Below are 15,851 nucleotides of genomic sequence, written 5' to 3'. Positions count from 1 at the left end.
TTCTCTGATGTCGATTAATTACCAGTTCGGTGACGTGGATGCCCACGGTGCGCTGATTAAGGCCCAGGCCGCCTCGTTGGAGGCCGAGCATCAGGCGATCGTCTCTGATGTGTTGGCCGCCGGGGACTTCTGGGGTGGTGCGGGGTCGGTGGCCTGCCAGGAGTTCATCACCCAGCTGGGCCGCAACTTCCAGGTCATCTACGAACAAGCCGCCAGCCACGGCACCAAGGTGCAGTCCGCCGGCAACAACATGGCCAACACCGACTCCGCCGTCAGCTCCAGCTGGGCCTGAGTCTGGATCTGCGCGAACAGACGCAAAGGTGCCCTGGTAACCCCGTTACAGGGCACCTTTGCGCCTGCTCGCCCTGACTCGCGGTCCCGACGGTTGCGGGAGCCTGCGCACGGGTAATAATCGGGTTTATGGATCGTCGACGCAGCGGGCCACCTGATCAGTCACCGATGGACACGCTGCAGCAGTTGCCTCCATTGATCGTCCTGGAACGGATCCCGGTTCCGCTGCTCGCTGTCGTGCAGGACGGCACGATCCTGTTCGCGAACAGCGCCTTCGCGGAGATGTTGGGTCGCACTCCCGAGGAGGTGCTGTCGTTTCGGTTCGACCAGATCTTCCACCGGGTGCCCGCGGGCGAACCGGTGCTGTCAGTGGTCAATTCGTTCGCGAACATGGTCGTCGAACTGGTGCACAGCGACGGCTCGGTGGTGCGGGCGTTGATGAGCAAGTCCGCGCTGCGGCGAACCGACGATCAGATTGCCCTGGCGGCATTCCAGGACCTGACCGAGCAGCTCTGGGTCGAGGAGCAGTAGCCGGTCAGGTGTGCCGCATCCCCTCGCGGCGCAGGAATTCACGCATGTACGGCAACGACGCTTCTGCGGTGATCGCGGGAAGCAGCAGTTCCCACGTGTGACTCAACCGCCCGGTGGGGTCGCCCTCGGGCAGCGCACGGTTCAGCAGCTGCGTGCCGAACATCGCGGCGACGATCGACTCGCCGACCGCCGCCGGGTCGAGGTCGGCGCGAAGGTCGCCTTCGGTCATCGCGCGGCGTACGGCAGCGGTCATTTCGCTCACCCAGTCGGCATAGAGCCGGGCGGCGACTTCGTTGAATTCGGCTAGGGCGAAAGTCAATTGGCCGGCCACCCGGGCCGCCTGGTCCGACGCCAGCAGCTCGGCCACGGTGAACATCCCGTGGATGATGTTCTCCAGTGCCGGCGCGGGCGATTCGCCCATCGCGCGGAAGGTTGCCAGGACCGGCGCGTCTTCGATGACGGCCGATGCCAGCGATTCCTTCGAATCGAAGTGGTGGTACAACGCGCCCTTGGTCATCCCGGTGCGCTCGATGATGGCACTCCACGCGGCGGCGGCATATCCGACCTCACCGAAAACGTCGACCGCGGCCGCGAGAATCTTCTGCCGGGTGTTCTCAGATCGGACCTGGCGTGGCATGGCCGTGCACCTCCAGACCTTCGTCGATCCGCCTCGCACCTGCCAGGAAGTCGGTCAACATTAACAGCCGTAGTCTCGAGGGCCCGACCGTCGGGCGGGTGTGGGCTTGCTCATTCCACGCCGGCTTGCGGGGCCGTCGCACTCGAGGCCAATGCGGTGCGCCGCCTGATGAACTGGGTGAAGTAACCGGCACGTTCCGGTGTCGCTATGCCGGCGAGCAGCAGACCCCACGCCTTCTCCAGATCGAGAAGAAACCGCGGCGGATCATCGAGCGAACTGGTGTGGCGCAGCCCCAGATAGACCGACATCAACAGGCGTGCCACGTCCAGCGGGTCGGACTGTTCGGTGATGTCGCCCTCGACGACGGCCCGTTCGGCCAGTGGGGCGATGGCCTCGATCCACTCGCCGAGGAGGCGGCTCTGCAGGCCGCCGGCCCAGCCGACGGTCTCAAGCAGGTGGAGTCCGGCGCGCCCGGCAGGCTGGTTGATCTCCCGCACCGCGAGCAGGTAGCTCAAGTCGACGAGGGTTTCCAGCCCGGAAAGCTTGCGAGTCAGCAAGTCCTCAACCGCGCGGGTGCCGGCGGCGGTGTGTTGGTCGATGATCGCCATGGCCAGCGCATGCTTCGACCGGAAGTGGAAATACATTGCGCCCTTGGTTAATTCGGCGTCGGCGAGGATATCGTCGAGGCCGACTTCATGGTAGGGCCGCTGGGAGAACTGGCGGGCCGCGGCGCGAAGAATCTGTTGCCGCGTCGTGTCTGCCCGGGTGTCGTTTGTCGCGTCGGTCATATGTGTTCTCAGGGACGCTACATCTCGGCGATGGCACGTCTCTTGGGCAGGCTCGGCTTCATCCGGCGACGCCTCCCTATGAGCAGGTCGAATGCTGTCGGCTGCGGGGACTGGCAGACCGGTCCGAGAATATCAGCCTTCCTGATTGCTAGACGTGGTACCTCAAGGCTATCGACCTACGCGAGAAGATACTGAGCAATGTGAAAACTCGCGTAATACATACCAAGGGTACGTGGCCGCGAGGCGCATTCCCGCATGCCGCGGGGCCCGGCTGTCGGGGCCACCGCGGATTCCGCCGCCGACTCCGGTCGGGTCTGGCAAACTCCGCCGAGCCGACCCCGCCGGGGTGGGCAAGGTCGACGGCGCGGACCCCGGCTCAGCCGCCACATCCGTTGCGCTCAGGTTGCCGAGACGGATGGCGTCCGGTGCAATATTGTGTGCTACGGCGCTGCGACGTGCGGTGCCGGACCCACGAGGAGCAGCAATGCGACGATCCTGCAGGCGTCGATGAAGGCACAGCGCCGATTGGGGCTTAACCGGTCCTGGTTGGGGATCAGCGCAGTATTCCTCGTCGATGTCGCGGTGCTGGTGCTGGCCAGCAACTGGCCGCAGGCCTGGGATGCCCACCACATCGCGTGGTGGGTCGGCGTCGCCATCGCCGTGGTGTTGACGGTCGCGACCGTGGTCACCGTTCGCGGCATCTCGCCGGTCGCGGCCGTCGGCCGGTGGCTGTGGGACTGGTCCAGTGACCCGCTGGCGGCGTTGACCGTGACCTGCACGCCCGCCATCGACCATCGGCGTCGTTTCGGCCGTGACGTCGTCGGTGTGCGTGAGTACCAGGGCCGGCTGGTCGCGGTGATCGAAGTGGAGGGACTGGCTGACGCCCCGTCGGGCCGGCACCATCAGCCGGCAGCCTCGGCGGCGGCGTTGCCGGTGGAAGCGGTCGCGGCCGCATTGCTCCAGTTCGATCTGCGCCTGGACGGCATCGACATCGTCTCGGTGGGAACGGCATCCGGCGGCGAAAAAATTGACAGCGATCATTCCGGCTACCGGCGGACCCTGTTGGTGCTGCGGATGGATCCGCTGCGCAACGCGGCGGCGGTGGCCACCCGTGATTCGCTGGCCTCATCGTTGGCGGTGTGTGCGGAACGGCTGGCGCAGGATCTTGACCGGCGCCGGTGCGTGGCACGGCCGCTGACCGCCGACGAAATCGTCGACGCGGACGCGGCGGTGCTGGCCGGCCTGGAGCCGTCCTGGAGCCGACCCGGATGGCGCTTCCTCAAAGACGCCAACGGCTATGTCACCAGCTTCTGGGTGTCGCCGGGCGACATCAGCTCGGCGACGTTCGACGAGCTGTGGCTGGCCGACACCGACGCCACCGTGCTGACGATTCGGGTCACGACCCGTGGCGGGCATCCGCAGGTCGCGGCCTGGGTCCGCTATCACAGCCGTGAACGCCTCGACAAGAGCGTGTGGACCGGGCTCAACCGGCTCACCGGACGTCAGCTGACCGCGGTGCGTGCCAGCCTGCCCACCCCGGCGACCCGCCCGCCGCTCGTGGTTCCGACGCGGCCGCTGCACGAGGGCGAACCGCTGACCGTGTCGTTGGGCCCGGTGCGCGAACACGCGATGTACCCGGCGGAGCAGTAGCCCGAACCGGAAGACGTCACAGCACCGCGTCGGTGCTCAGCGCGTGGCTGTCGGCGAGGAACGGCATCGGCATCCACCGCGCCGACAGCAATGCCTCCATGGCGTCGCCGGGAATCGGGCGTGAGAGCAGGAAGCCCTGCGCCCGATGGCAGCCGTGCTGCATCAACGTCAGTGCAGCGATCGGGGTCTCGACACCCTCGGCCACCACCTGCAGGCCGAACGCGTCGGCGAGCCCGATGATGGCGCGCACGATCGCCAGGTCGCCGGGGTTGGTGCCGAGGTCGCGGACGAAGGTCGTGTCGATCTTGAGCACGTCGATCGGAAGCACCTTCAGGTGCGACAAGACGGCGTAGCCGGTGCCGAAGTCGTCGACGGCGATTTTGACGCCGACCTCCTTCAATTCCTGCAGGGCCTTGCGGGTGGCGTCGATGTCGTGCACCACGGCGCGTTCGGTGATCTCCAGACAGATTGAGCCGCTGTCGATTCCGAACTCGGCGATGGTGTCGGCCACGGTGCCGACGAAGCTCGCGGTGACCAGCTGGACCGGCGAGACGTTGATGCGCAACATGGCGTTGTGCCCGACGCCGCGTGATCGCCAGCGGCTGAAGTCGGCGCAGGCCTTGCGTAGCACCCAGCGGCCCAGTTCGCCGGCCAGGTTGGTCGATTCGGCCACCCCGATGAACGAATCGGGCAGCAGCAGTCCCCGGGTGGGGTGCTGCCAGCGGACCAGGGCCTCGGTGGCCACGATCGCACCGGTCCACAGATCGACCTCGGGAAGGTAGTGCAGCCGAAGCGCTTCGCTGTCGATGTCGTCTTGCAGGTGCAGTTCGATGTCGTTGCGGAAGTCGCTGCGCAGCGACATGTCGTTGGTGGCAGCCACCACCTGGTTGCCGCCCAGGCGTTTGGCGGCCAGAACCGCTTCGTCGGCGCGGTGGATCAGGTCGCTGTCCTTGTCGCGTCCCGGCATGCCGGTCGCCACCCCGATGCTGACGGTGGGGGTGATCACGTCGCCGCCGATTTTGAGTCTGTCGCTGAGCATCGTGCAGATCCGGCGAGCGAGCGCCTCCGCATCCGGTGTCGGCATCGGCTCGTTGGGTACCACCACGAACTCGTCGCCGCCGAGTCGGGCGATCATGCCGACACTCTCCAGGTTTGCGGTCAGGCGCTGGGCGAGTACCTGGATGTACCAGTCGCCGACGGTGTGGCCGAAGAAGTCGTTGACCGATTTGAGCCGGTCCGCGTCGAGATAGAGCACCGCGACCGGTCCGGGCTGGCCGTCGGCGAGCCGGTCATCGAGGTATTTGACCAGCGCGCGCCGGTTGTGCAGCCCGGTCAGATCGTCGCGTTCGGCCAGATTGTGCAGCTTCTCCTCGGCCACGATACGGCCCTGCAACTGCGCGAAGAGCGAGGCCATCGCCGTGATCATGTTCAGCTGTTCGGGCTTCCAATCCTTGCGGTCGGACCGCACGAAGCCCAGCATCCCGGTGGTGACGTCCCCGGAGATCAGCGGTGCCGCCGCCACCGACGAGGATTCGGCCCGGCGGCGTTTGATGCCGCGGTGCGGGGACAGCGGGTCCGAGGCGCTCTGCTGGATGACGGCCAGGGCGGTGCCGTGCACGCAATGGCTCAACACCGGGTCGGCGGTGCTGAAGTACACGACCGACAGCGGATCGGGGTCGGGACGGTCGGGCCGCGGTGGCCACTCGGCGATCAGCGTGGAGATCCGCAACGTGTGGTTGTTGTGGCGTAGGAAGCCGCTGTCGACGTTGAAGTGTTTGACCAGTTTCGCCAGCGCGTCCTCGCTGACCTCGGCGACCGTCGAGGTTGTGACTTCCATCAATCCAGCCGCGATGCTGGCAACCAGATCTAGGTCCTGCTGCATGGCTTTCCTGCCGCGCTGGTCGGGGGAGTGCAGGCTGGGCTGCAGATGCGTATCGACACCGCTGCCACCCCCAGTTCGTCGGCTACGTCGTCAGATCGGACGTGCCGACGGGCGAGCAGAACGCAGCTTCATACTGTGGCGCCGATAATACTTCACCGCGACGCGGCGGGTGGGGCCCGTTGACGTCATCGCTGCAACCGGCGCTGGGGCGATGACGCCGGCGGGGCTTAGAAGCGGCTGATCCTGCGGGTCTCGGCCAGCGCGGCCAGCTTGTCCGGGTTGCGCATCGCGTACAGGTTGGTGATCAGCCCGTCCACGAGCTCGACGGTGAACACCGCCTCGAGCAGATCGGCGCGGTAGAGCAGCACCGCCGGTGCGCCGTTGCAGACCGCCATATCCGCCCGGATATCCGGCATCTCGGCGGCTCGACTGAACAGCCCGACGATCATCCTGGCCACCTTGTCGGCGCCGATCACCGGCCGGCGGGCCGCGCTGACCCTGCCGCCGCTGTCGGCCGTCCAGGCCACGTCGGGGGCCAGCATGCTCAATACGGCTTCGACGTCGCCGCTGCCGGCCGCGGCGATGAATTGCGTGGTGATCCGGGCGTTCTCGTCCGGGTTGACCGGGACGAACCGCGGGCGGCGGGCCTGGACGTGTTCGCGGGCCCGGTGCGCGACCTGGCGGGCCGCCGACACGGATTTGCCGACCGCGGTGGCGATCTCGTCGTAGTCGAACCCGAACACCTCGCGCAGCACGAACACGGCGCGCTCGTCGGGGCTCAGCGTCTCCAGCAGCACCAGCATGGCGGTCGACACCGATTCGGCGAGCAGCAGGTCGTCCGACGGATCGTGCTCCTCCAACAGCAATGGCTCGGGCAGCCACGGTCCGACGTAGTCCTCCCGCCGCCGGGCACCCGCCCTCAGCGCGTTGAGCGCCTGGCGGGTGACCAGCTGGGCCAGATACGACTTGGTGTCGCGGACGCCGGACAGGTCCACCTCGGTCCACCGCAGGTAGCTGTCCTGCAGGACATCGTCGGATTCCGTTGCCGACCCCAGGATCTCGTAGGCGACGGTGAACAGCAGCGGCCGTAGCGCGGTGAACCGTTCGGCGTGCTCGTCCATCACGCCATCGCATCCTGCGCGACGGTCGCGGCCCGGTTGCCGCCCTTGACCCACAGATAGGAGCCGGGCTTGCCGGCCTCGCGGCGAATCGCCCACAGGGTGCCTTTGCAGATCGCCTCCTTGACCGCCGCGGCCAAGCGCCCACCGACGTACGCCTTGACCGGGGTGTCGTCGAGGCGGGAGAGCTGCACGGTGCCCTGGTGTCGGCCCAGGCTGACGCACTGGCTCAGGAATGCCTGGTTCAGCGCGGCCGGCTGGGTGCCGGCGATACGGGCGAGCACCGTGTTGGCGGCCTGGGCGCCCATCGGGATGGCGGCCTGGCAGCTCATCCGCAACGGCTTGCCCGACGGTGCGGCCGCGTCGCCGGCCGCCACGATCCAGGGGTTGTCGACGCTGGTCAGGGTCTCGTCGGTGAGCAGGCGGCCCAGCGCGTCGGTGGCCAGACCACTGGCCGAGGCCAGATCCGGGACACCGAAGCCGGCGGTCCACACGGTCACCGCGCTGGGCAGCATGGTGCCATCTTCCAGCACCACCGCGTCGGGGCGCACCTCGGTGACGACGGCCGCTTCGCGCACGTCGACGCCGAGCTTGCGCAGCGCCTTGGCGACGGAGCGGCGGCCCGCCGCATTCAGCGACGGTCCCAGGATCTCACCGCAAACCAATGTGACCGGTTGGCCCTGTCCGGCCAGCTCAGCGGCAGTCTCGATGCCGGTCAACCCGCCGCCGACGACGACCACCGGGGCGTCCGGGTGCAGGTCTTCCAGACGCGCCTGCAGATGCATTGCGTGCTCCAGTTCGGCGAGTTGGTAGGCGAATTCGGCGACGCCGGGGATGGCGGCGGGGACGGCACCGGTGCTTCCGGCGGCATAGATGAGGTAGTCGTAGCCCACCTCGCGCCCGGACGCCAGCAACACCCGCCGGTCGGCGGCGTCGATGCGGGCGGCGGTGTCGACCAGCAGTTGGACTCCCTCGCCGAGCAGGGTGCCGTAGTCGACAGCGGCCTGATATGTGCCGGCCACGTGTTGGTGCAGCCGGATGCGTTCGACGAACGCCGGCCGCGGGTTGATCAGGGTGATGTCGACGTCGGGGCGCACGCGCAGGTGGTTGGCCGCCAGCGTTCCGGCGTAGCCGCCGCCGACGATGACGACGTGTGTGCGGGTCATGGTTGCTCCTGTCTCTCGGGTTATGCCCTCAAGACACCGCGGCCGGTCGAGATGTGACAGCGTGTGACCTGTTTCACTGGGCCGGCGGTCGGCGAGCAGACACAAAATCGCACAAAACTGGCCTCTGGCATGCGATTTTGCGTCTGCTCGGAAAGAACCGGTCACCGGTTCAGGCGGCCATCGGCGGGGCGGCGTTGGCGACTCTGAATTTCACGACACGGATCAGGCGTGTCGCGTCGTGAAATTCCGACTCGGGACCATTTGCACCCTGCACCGTGCTGCCCCCGGGCGGCGGCGGGGTCAGTCGCCTTGGTGCCGGGGGAACACCCCGCTCGGCGCCGGCAGCGCCAACCCCGGCGCCAGCCGCGCCGACACCGCGGCGAAGCTGCGCTGATCCTCGGTCTGGCCCAGCAGGTCGAGCAGCTTGCCCGCCGACTCCGGCATCACCGGCTGCACCAGCAGCGCCGCGATCCGCACCGTCTCCAGCGTGGTGTACAAAACGGTGGCGAACCGGGCCTGGTCGGCGGCGGATTCGCTCTTGGCCAGCTTCCACGGCGCCTGGGCCGAGAAGTACCGGTTGGCCGCCCCCAGTACCAGCCAGATCGCTTCCAGGCCCAAATGCATTGCTTGGACGCCGAAATGGGCTCGCACCCGATCCAGCAGCCCGTCGGCCGATGCCAGCAGCTCGTCGTCGTCTGGCGTCGAATTCGTTGGCTCCGGGACGATTCCGCCCAGATTCTTGGCCACCATCGACAGCGACCGCTGGGCCAGATTGCCCAGCTCGTTGGCGAGATCGGCGTTGATGCGGCCGATCAGTGCTTCGTCGGAAATGCTGCCGTCCTGGCCGAACGGGATTTCCCGCAGCAGGAAATACCGCACCTGGTCCACCCCGAACCGGTCCACCAACGCGACCGGCTCGACGACGTTGCCCACCGACTTGCTCATCTTCTCGCCCCGGTTGAGCAAAAACCCGTGCGCGAAGACCTTGCGCGGCAACTCGATTCCGGCCGACATCAGAAAAGCCGGCCAGTACACGGTGTGGAACCGGATGATGTCCTTGCCGATCATGTGCAGATCGGCCGGCCAGTACCGGCGAAACGACTCGGAGTCGGTGTCGGGGTAACCCACCCCGGTCAGGTAGTTGGTGAGGGCGTCCACCCAGACGTACATGACATGGTCCGGATGCCCGGGGACCGGCACTCCCCAGTCGAACGTGGTCCGGGAGATCGACAGGTCACGCAGCCCGCGGGAGACGAAGCTGACCACCTCGTTGCGGCGCACGTCCGGGGCGATGAAGTCGGGGTTGGCGTCGTAATGCGCCAGCAGCTTCTCGGTGTACGCCGAGAGCCGGAAGAAATACGTCTGTTCCTCGGTCCAGGTGACCGGCGCCCCGGTTTCGGTTGCCACCCGCACACCGTCGGCCTCCGTGGTTTCGGCCTCGGTGAAGAAACGCTCGTCGCGCACCGAATACCAGCCGCTGTAGGCGTCCAGATAGATGTCACCGGCGTCGACCATGCGCTGCCAGATCGCCTTGCTGGCTTCCAGATGGTCGGCGTCGGTGGTGCGGATGAACCGGTCGAAGGAGATGTTGAGCTTCTCCTGCAGCCGCTGGAACACATCGGAGTTGCGCCGGGCCAACTCCGCGGTCGGGATGCCTTCGGCGGCCGCGGTCTCGGCCATCTTCAGCCCGTGCTCGTCGGTGCCGGTCAGATAGCGCACGTCGAACCCGTCGAGCCGGTGGAAGCGGGCAACCGCGTCGGTGGCGATGTACTCGTAGGCGTGCCCGATGTGCGGATCACCGTTGGGGTAGGTGATCGCGGTGGTGACGTAGAAGGGCTTCATCAAGGGACCACCTTATGGTGTGCTGGTGAGCTCCAAACGGTCAGCCGAACGAGAAGCGCCGCCGGTGCCGGAGCCGGTGGGCCCGTTGATCGATGCGCACACCCACCTCGACGCGTGCGGAGCCGCCGACGCCGAGGGACTGCGGGTGATCATGGACCGCGCCGCCGCGGCCGGGGTCGAATCGGTCGTCACCGTCGCCGACGATCTGGACTCGGCGCGCTGGGTGACCCGGGCCGCCGACTGGGATCAGCGCGTCTACGCCGCCGTCGCGCTGCATCCGACCCGCGCCACCACGCTCACCGATGCGGCGCGCGCGGAGATCGAGCAGCTGGCCGCGCACCCGCGCGTGGTGGCGATCGGGGAGACCGGGCTGGATCTGTACTGGCCGGGCCGGTTGGAGGGCTGCGCGGCGCCGGACATCCAGCGCGAGGCGTTCGCCTGGCACATCGACCTGGCCAAGCGGACCGGCAAGCCGCTGATGATTCACAATCGCGATGCCGACGCCGAGGTACTGGACGTATTGGCTGCCGAGGGCGCGCCCGAGACTGTGATCTTTCACTGCTTCTCCTCGGGTCGACAGATGGCTCACACCTGCGTCGACGCCGGCTGGCTGCTCAGTCTGTCCGGCACGGTGAGCTTCCGAAACGCCGCTGACCTGCGCGAAGCCGTGCCGCTGATCCCCGAGGAGCAGCTGCTGGTCGAGACCGACGCGCCGTTCCTGACGCCGCACCCCTACCGCGGAGCGCCGAACGAGCCATACTGCCTGCCCTACACTCTGAAAGCGCTGGCCGGACTGCTTGATCGGCCCGCTGGCGATCTGGCCTCGGTCACCAGCCGCAACGCGCGGCGGGTGTACGACCTGCCGTAGCAGCTGTGTCAAAGTTGCTCGCTATAGGCCATTTCGTTACCGTCTTGTTATCGAACGGTGGGCCCACGGGCCCATTTGTTGTGTCGTAGCGGGCCACACGGGTCTGCTGAACAGCCACTGAGGTCGGGAATTCGCACGTGAACGTACTCACCAAGCTCCATCAGGCGCCGTCGCCGATGCTTCGGATGCTGGTCGGCGCACTCCTGCTGGTGCTCGCCTTCGCCGGTGGTTACGCGGTCTCCGCACAGAAGACCGTGACCCTGAACGTGGACGGAACCCCGGTCACCGTGACGACGATGAAGTCCCGGGTGATCGACGTCGTCGAGGAGAACGGGTTCACCGTCGCCGAACGCGACGCCCTGGTTCCCGCCGCCGACGCGCGGGTGCACGACGCGGACGCCATCACGCTGCGGCGCAGCCGGCCGCTGCAGATCTCGCTGGACGGTGGCCCGGCCACCCAGGAGGTCTGGACGACGGCGCTGACGGTCGACGAGGCGCTGGCTCAGCTGTCCATGACCGACACCGCCCCGGCCGCGGCTTCCCGCGGCAGCCGGGTGCCGCTGGCCGGGATGGCGCTGCCGGTGGTCAGCGCCAAGACCGTGCAGCTCGACGATGCCGGCACCGTGCGGACCCTGCACCTGGCCGCGCCGACGGTCGCGGGCCTGTTGCAGACCGCGGGCGTCCCGCTGCAGCAGCGCGACACGGTGACTCCGGCCGCGTCGACGCCGGTCACCGAGGGCATGCAGATCCAGGTGACCCGTATCCGGGTCGAGCAGGTCACCGAACGCGTCGAGCTGGTTCCGGCCGCCCGCCGCATCGAGGACCCGGAACTGAACATGAGCCGGCAGGTGGTCGAGGACCCGGGCACCCCCGGCACCCAGGACGTGACGTTCGCGGTGGCCAAGGTCAACGGTGTCGAGACCGGCCGGTTGCCGGTGTCCAACACGGTCGTCACCCCGGCCCGCGAATCGGTGCTGCGGGTCGGCGCCAAGCCCGGCACCGAGGTGCCGCCGTCGGCCTACGGCGAGGCATGGGACCGCATCGCCAACTGCGAGTCGCACAACAACTGGGCGATCAACACCGGCAACGGATTCTACGGCGGTGTGCAGTTCGATCTGGGGACCTGGGCCGCCAACGGTGGGCTGCGCTACGCCCCGCGTGCCGACCTGGCCACCCGCGAGGAGCAGATCGCGATCGCCGAGGTCACCCAGGCGCGTCAGGGCTGGGGCGCCTGGCCGGTGTGCAGCGGGCGGCGCTGACCATTCGGCTGCTGGGCCGCACCGAGATCCGTTCTCTGGCCCAAGAACTCGACTTGCGGCCACGCAAATCACTTGGACAGAACTTCGTCCACGACGCCAACACCGTGCGCCGGATCGTGGCAGGCGCCGGGATAAGCGCCGACGACCACGTCCTGGAAGTCGGGCCCGGGCTGGGCTCACTCACCCTGGCGTTGCTGGAGCACGGCAGCACCCTGAGCGCCATCGAGATCGACCCGGTCCTGGCCGGTCGACTGCCGCGAACCATCGCCGAGCACGCCCCGGAAGCCGCGGATCGCTTCACGGTGCTCAACCGCGACATCTTGAGACTGGACCGGGCGGAGCTTGATCGGGCGCCGACAGCCGTCGTCGCCAACCTGCCCTACAACGTCGCCGTACCGGCCCTGCTGCACCTGCTGGCCGAGTTCCCCTCGCTGCGCACCGTGATGGTGATGGTGCAACTGGAGGTCGCCGAGCGCCTCGCCGCCGAGCCGGGCGGCAAGGACTACGGGGTGCCCAGCGCCAAGGCGCGCTTCTTCGGCCGGGTCCGCCGCTGCGGCACGGTGCCGCCCACCGTGTTCTGGCCGATACCGCGGGTCAACTCCGGCCTGGTGCGCATCGACCGGTACGAGGCGGCGCCGTGGCCGACCGACGAGGGATTCCGCCGGCAGGTTTTCCAGCTGATCGACATCGCGTTCGCGCAACGACGCAAGACGTCCCGCAACGCGTTCGCCGAGTGGGCGGGCTCGGGCAACGAGTCGGCACGCCGACTGCTGGCGGCCAGCATCGACCCGGCGCGTCGCGGTGAAACGCTGGGCATCGCCGATTTCGTCCGGCTGCTGCAGCGGTCCGCGGCCGACCAGGAGCCGCAAACCCCGGCGCGCTGACACGCAGGCCTCTCACGAAGTCCTCAGCATCCTCGAAGCGGGTTGGGACCGAGGTGTGCTGCGGTTGGCGCGCGATCCTGGCTCCAGGCTGACCGGAGTGTGACGACGGGTAAGAACAAATTTTTATGGCCATAATTCCTTGCTCTTAGTCGTATCTCAGTTATCCTGCATGAAGTTCTGTCGCATGCCCCGCTGCTTGGAGGTCGACATGTTGCTCCGATTCCGTTCGCTGGCCATGGTGTTTTTGGCGATCGTCGGCGCGCTCGCGGTGAGCCTGACCACGACGATGACGTCCGCGGCACGAATCGTGGCGGCCGAAGTGGCGTTGCTGGCCGACGAGGTCGCGCTGATCATGGGCGGCAGCGGGCTGCCGATCCCGCCGGCCGACTACGTCACCGACCTGTTCCAGAAGTTCATGGTTCCCAACGGCTACGGCGCCTATGTCCCGCAGGGTCTGGTCACCCCGGAGGGGCTGTACCCGCTGACCGGGGTCAAAAGCCTGCCGCTGAACGTCTCGGCGAGCCAGGGCGTCACCATCCTCAACAATGCGATCACCACCGCGCCCGACTCGCCCAACCACGGCTTCCTCGGCGACAATCTCGCGGTACTGGGCTACTCACAGAGCGCCATCATCTCCTCGCTGGAGATGCAGCAACTCGCCAACAACCCCGACGCGCCGGGAGCCGACCAGCTGTCGTTCGTGCTGCTGGGTGACCCGATGAACCCCAACGGTGGTCTGCTGGAACGCTTCGCCGGACTCGACCTGCCCAGCGTCGGTCTGCCCTTCTACGGCGCGACACCCGACGACACGATCTACCACACCGACATCTACACGCTGGAGTACGACGGCTACGCGGACTTCCCGCGCTATCCGATCAACTTCCTGGCGGACCTCAACGCGTTCCTGGGCATCATGACGATCCACGGAACCTACCCGAACCTGACCGACCAGCAGATCTCCGACGCGATCCTGCTTCCGGGGTCGACGGACTACACCGGCACCCTGCCCGACGGCGTCGACGCCGCCGTCAACACCAACTACTGGATGATCGAGCAGGAAGCGCCGCTGGTGTCCCTGCTGGGCTCGCTGCCGGTGATCGGCAAGCCGCTGGCCGACCTGCTGGGGCCGGACCTGACCATCCTGATCAACCTGGGCTACGGCAACATCGACGACGGCTGGGACCCCGGTCCGGCGAACCTGCCCACCGAGTTCTCGCTGTTCCCGACCAACCTGGACTGGGGTGACGTGTTCACCGCGCTGGGCAACGGAGCCCAGGAGGGCTGGAACAACTTCCTCGCCGACCTGACGAACCCGGCCGCCGCCCTGGGCGGCGACGGCGCCGATGTCGCCGCCTTCACGATGCCCAGCCTGACCGAGCTCGTGAACGCGATCTCCAGCGCCCTCTCGTCGGCCTACGGCATCGTGCAGCCGACGCTGGACATCCTCAACGCCACGCTGACCAGCATCCCGGCGTACAACGTCCAGCTGTTCACCGAGGCGCTGCAAGCCGGTGACCTGCTGGGGGCGTTCGGCAACCCGATTGCGGCCGATGTCGGCCTGTTCACCATGGCCGCCGGGTTCGAGTTCGAGGTGATCCAGCAGGCGCTGTCCGCGATCCAGGCGGACTTCGCGGGCCTGTTCAGCTGAGCGGGGGGCGCCGAGTGTCGGGTTGTGTCACGCCGAGCGCGATCAGGCGTGCATCATCCCTACACTCGGCGGGCTCAGGGGGTGGTTCGGACGCTCGGCGGTAGTCTCGTCCGGTGCCGAACGATGGAAACACCGCCACCGAATGGGTGCCCACCGGATCGGTCACCGTGCAGGTGCCCGGCAAGGTCAACCTGCATCTGGCCGTCGGGGATCTTCGGGAGGACGGCTATCACGAGCTGACGACGGTGTTCCACGCCGTCTCGCTGGTAGACGAGGTGACCGTGCGCACCTCCAACGTGCTGTCCATCGACATTCTCGGCGAAGGCGCCGAGTCGCTGCCCACCGATGAGCGCAACCTGGCCTGGCAGGCCGCGATGCTGCTGGCCGACCATGTGCGGCGTCGTCCCGACGTGTCGATCACCATCGAGAAGTCCATTCCGGTCTCCGGCGGTATGGCCGGCGGCAGTGCGGACGCCGCCGGTGTCCTGGTTGCGATGAACACCCTGTGGGAACTGGGGGTGCCGCGCCGCGACCTGCATGTCCTTGCCGCGCAGCTGGGCAGTGACGTTCCGTTCGCGCTGCACGGCGGCACCGCGCTGGGAACCGGCCGCGGCGAGAAACTCACCACCGTGCTGGCCCGCAACACCTTCCACTGGGTGCTGGCGTTCGCCGACGCGGGATTGTCGACCCCCGCGGTATTCGCCGAACTGGACCGGCTGCGCGACGTGGGGAAGCCGCCCCGGCTATCCGAACCCGAGCCGATCCTGGCGGCGCTGACTGCCGGCGATCCGGAACGGTTGGCGCCGCTGCTGGGCAACGAGATGCAGGCGGCGGCGGTCAGCATGGATCCGGGGCTGCGCCGCACCTTGCGGGCCGGTACCGAGGCCGGCGCCTTGGCCGGGATCGTGTCGGGCTCCGGGCCGACGTGCGCGTTCTTGTGCGCTTCGGCGGAGTCCGCCGTGGCCGTCGGTGCCGAGCTGGCCGGCGCCGGGGTGTGCCGAACCGTCCGGGTGGCCAGCGGTCCGGTGCAGGGTGCCCGGGTGGTGCCCGCTCCGACCGAAGTGTGACGCGGACCGCATAGGTTTGGCTAGTTACTTAAGGGGAGTTTAAGATGTTCGGCGGTGACGACTAGCGCTTGGGAACAGCGCGCCGGGGAACCCGGCGGGCCTGCCGCTCCTGGCTCATCACCGTTTCGAGACAGAACTGCTCCCCAATTGTGTGAGCGCGCCTGGCGCCAAGTATCCCCAGCCAGGAGCAGCATTAGATCCCGGGCCGTGTGTTATACGG

The 15,851-nt window shown here is 67.7% G+C and carries 14 protein-coding genes; 8 read left to right on the top strand and 6 right to left on the bottom strand.

The window, feature by feature from the left end:
- Nucleotides 1-7 precede the first annotated feature (7 nt).
- Both AC5Y36_RS13160 and AC5Y36_RS13155 read left to right on the top strand, forming a co-directional pair.
- Nucleotides 8-292: a WXG100 family type VII secretion target gene (locus AC5Y36_RS13160; protein ID WP_500041002.1), complete on the top strand. Its 285-nt coding sequence runs from the start codon at nt 8-10 to the stop codon at nt 290-292.
- Between the two features lie 167 nt (nt 293-459).
- Nucleotides 460-822 carry a PAS domain-containing protein gene (locus AC5Y36_RS13155; RefSeq protein WP_500041358.1) on the top strand — a complete coding sequence of 121 codons (363 nt, stop codon included), beginning with the start codon at nt 460-462 and terminating at the stop codon, nt 820-822.
- A 4-nt stretch (nt 823-826) separates the two neighbouring features.
- On the opposite strand, the gene AC5Y36_RS13150 is transcribed toward AC5Y36_RS13155, so the two are convergent.
- On the bottom strand, nt 827-1,459 hold the full coding sequence (locus AC5Y36_RS13150; RefSeq protein WP_500041357.1) for a TetR family transcriptional regulator: 633 nt from the start codon (nt 1,457-1,459) through the stop codon (nt 827-829).
- A gap of 110 nt (nt 1,460-1,569) precedes the next feature.
- Nucleotides 1,570-2,247 (bottom strand): TetR family transcriptional regulator, encoded by a 678-nt coding sequence (locus AC5Y36_RS13145; RefSeq protein WP_500041356.1) that lies wholly within the window; start codon nt 2,245-2,247, stop codon nt 1,570-1,572.
- Between the two features lie 507 nt (nt 2,248-2,754).
- Between AC5Y36_RS13145 and eccE the strand changes: the two genes are divergently transcribed.
- Nucleotides 2,755-3,897 (top strand): type VII secretion protein EccE, encoded by a 1,143-nt coding sequence (eccE, locus tag AC5Y36_RS13140; RefSeq protein WP_500041355.1) that lies wholly within the window; start codon nt 2,755-2,757, stop codon nt 3,895-3,897.
- A 16-nt stretch (nt 3,898-3,913) separates the two neighbouring features.
- On the opposite strand, the gene AC5Y36_RS13135 is transcribed toward eccE, so the two are convergent.
- From AC5Y36_RS13135 to metG, 4 genes are all read right to left on the bottom strand, one after another.
- Entirely contained in the window at nt 3,914-5,779 is a 1,866-nt protein-coding gene (locus AC5Y36_RS13135; RefSeq protein ID WP_500041354.1) for a putative bifunctional diguanylate cyclase/phosphodiesterase, read from the bottom strand.
- A gap of 227 nt (nt 5,780-6,006) precedes the next feature.
- Nucleotides 6,007-6,900, bottom strand: a complete 894-nt coding sequence (locus AC5Y36_RS13130; protein WP_500041353.1) for an RNA polymerase sigma-70 factor — start codon at nt 6,898-6,900, stop codon at nt 6,007-6,009.
- Nucleotides 6,900-8,063, bottom strand: a complete 1,164-nt coding sequence (locus tag AC5Y36_RS13125) for an NAD(P)/FAD-dependent oxidoreductase (RefSeq protein WP_500041352.1) — start codon at nt 8,061-8,063, stop codon at nt 6,900-6,902. The genes AC5Y36_RS13130 and AC5Y36_RS13125 overlap by 1 nt, the downstream gene beginning before the upstream one ends.
- Nucleotides 8,064-8,363: 300 nt before the next feature.
- Nucleotides 8,364-9,905: a methionine--tRNA ligase gene (gene metG, locus AC5Y36_RS13120; protein WP_500041351.1), complete on the bottom strand. Its 1,542-nt coding sequence runs from the start codon at nt 9,903-9,905 to the stop codon at nt 8,364-8,366.
- Between the two features lie 19 nt (nt 9,906-9,924).
- Here metG and AC5Y36_RS13115 point away from each other — a divergent pair, with 19 nt between their 5' ends.
- The 5 genes from AC5Y36_RS13115 (at nt 9,925) to AC5Y36_RS13095 (ending at nt 15,631) form a co-directional block, all read left to right on the top strand.
- Nucleotides 9,925-10,773, top strand: a complete 849-nt coding sequence (locus tag AC5Y36_RS13115; protein WP_500041350.1) for a TatD family hydrolase — start codon at nt 9,925-9,927, stop codon at nt 10,771-10,773.
- Nucleotides 10,774-10,910: 137 nt separating this feature from the next.
- On the top strand, nt 10,911-12,032 hold the full coding sequence (locus tag AC5Y36_RS13110) for a resuscitation-promoting factor (RefSeq protein WP_500041349.1): 1,122 nt from the start codon (nt 10,911-10,913) through the stop codon (nt 12,030-12,032).
- Nucleotides 12,005-12,916: a 16S rRNA (adenine(1518)-N(6)/adenine(1519)-N(6))-dimethyltransferase RsmA gene (gene rsmA / locus AC5Y36_RS13105; protein ID WP_500041433.1), complete on the top strand. Its 912-nt coding sequence runs from the start codon at nt 12,005-12,007 to the stop codon at nt 12,914-12,916. The genes AC5Y36_RS13110 and rsmA overlap by 28 nt, the downstream gene beginning before the upstream one ends.
- Nucleotides 12,917-13,124: 208 nt before the next feature.
- Complete coding sequence (locus AC5Y36_RS13100; RefSeq protein ID WP_500041348.1) at nt 13,125-14,564, top strand: PE-PPE domain-containing protein; 1,440 nt, start codon at nt 13,125-13,127, stop codon at nt 14,562-14,564.
- Between the two features lie 113 nt (nt 14,565-14,677).
- Nucleotides 14,678-15,631, top strand: coding sequence for a 4-(cytidine 5'-diphospho)-2-C-methyl-D-erythritol kinase (locus AC5Y36_RS13095; RefSeq protein ID WP_500041347.1), 954 nt, complete (start codon nt 14,678-14,680; stop codon nt 15,629-15,631).
- Nucleotides 15,632-15,851: the final 220 nt, after the last annotated feature.

The sequence above is a fragment of the Mycobacterium sp. NGS50 genome (genome assembly GCF_059812545.1).
Note: the sequence above shows the minus strand (reverse complement) of the source record. Positions and strands in the feature narration are given on the sequence as shown.

Coding starts and splice junctions, on each gene's coding strand:
- AC5Y36_RS13125 (WP_500041352.1), bottom strand. CDS start 8,063: ATGACCCGCACACACGTCGTCATCGTCGGCGGCGGCTACGCCGGAACG.
- metG (WP_500041351.1), bottom strand. CDS start 9,905: ATGAAGCCCTTCTACGTCACCACCGCGATCACCTACCCCAACGGTGAT.
- AC5Y36_RS13145 (WP_500041356.1), bottom strand. CDS start 2,247: ATGACCGACGCGACAAACGACACCCGGGCAGACACGACGCGGCAACAG.
- AC5Y36_RS13150 (WP_500041357.1), bottom strand. CDS start 1,459: ATGCCACGCCAGGTCCGATCTGAGAACACCCGGCAGAAGATTCTCGCG.
- AC5Y36_RS13155 (WP_500041358.1), top strand. CDS start 460: ATGGACACGCTGCAGCAGTTGCCTCCATTGATCGTCCTGGAACGGATC.
- AC5Y36_RS13160 (WP_500041002.1), top strand. CDS start 8: ATGTCGATTAATTACCAGTTCGGTGACGTGGATGCCCACGGTGCGCTG.
- AC5Y36_RS13100 (WP_500041348.1), top strand. CDS start 13,125: ATGTTGCTCCGATTCCGTTCGCTGGCCATGGTGTTTTTGGCGATCGTC.
- eccE (WP_500041355.1), top strand. CDS start 2,755: ATGAAGGCACAGCGCCGATTGGGGCTTAACCGGTCCTGGTTGGGGATC.
- AC5Y36_RS13135 (WP_500041354.1), bottom strand. CDS start 5,779: ATGCAGCAGGACCTAGATCTGGTTGCCAGCATCGCGGCTGGATTGATG.
- AC5Y36_RS13130 (WP_500041353.1), bottom strand. CDS start 6,900: ATGGACGAGCACGCCGAACGGTTCACCGCGCTACGGCCGCTGCTGTTC.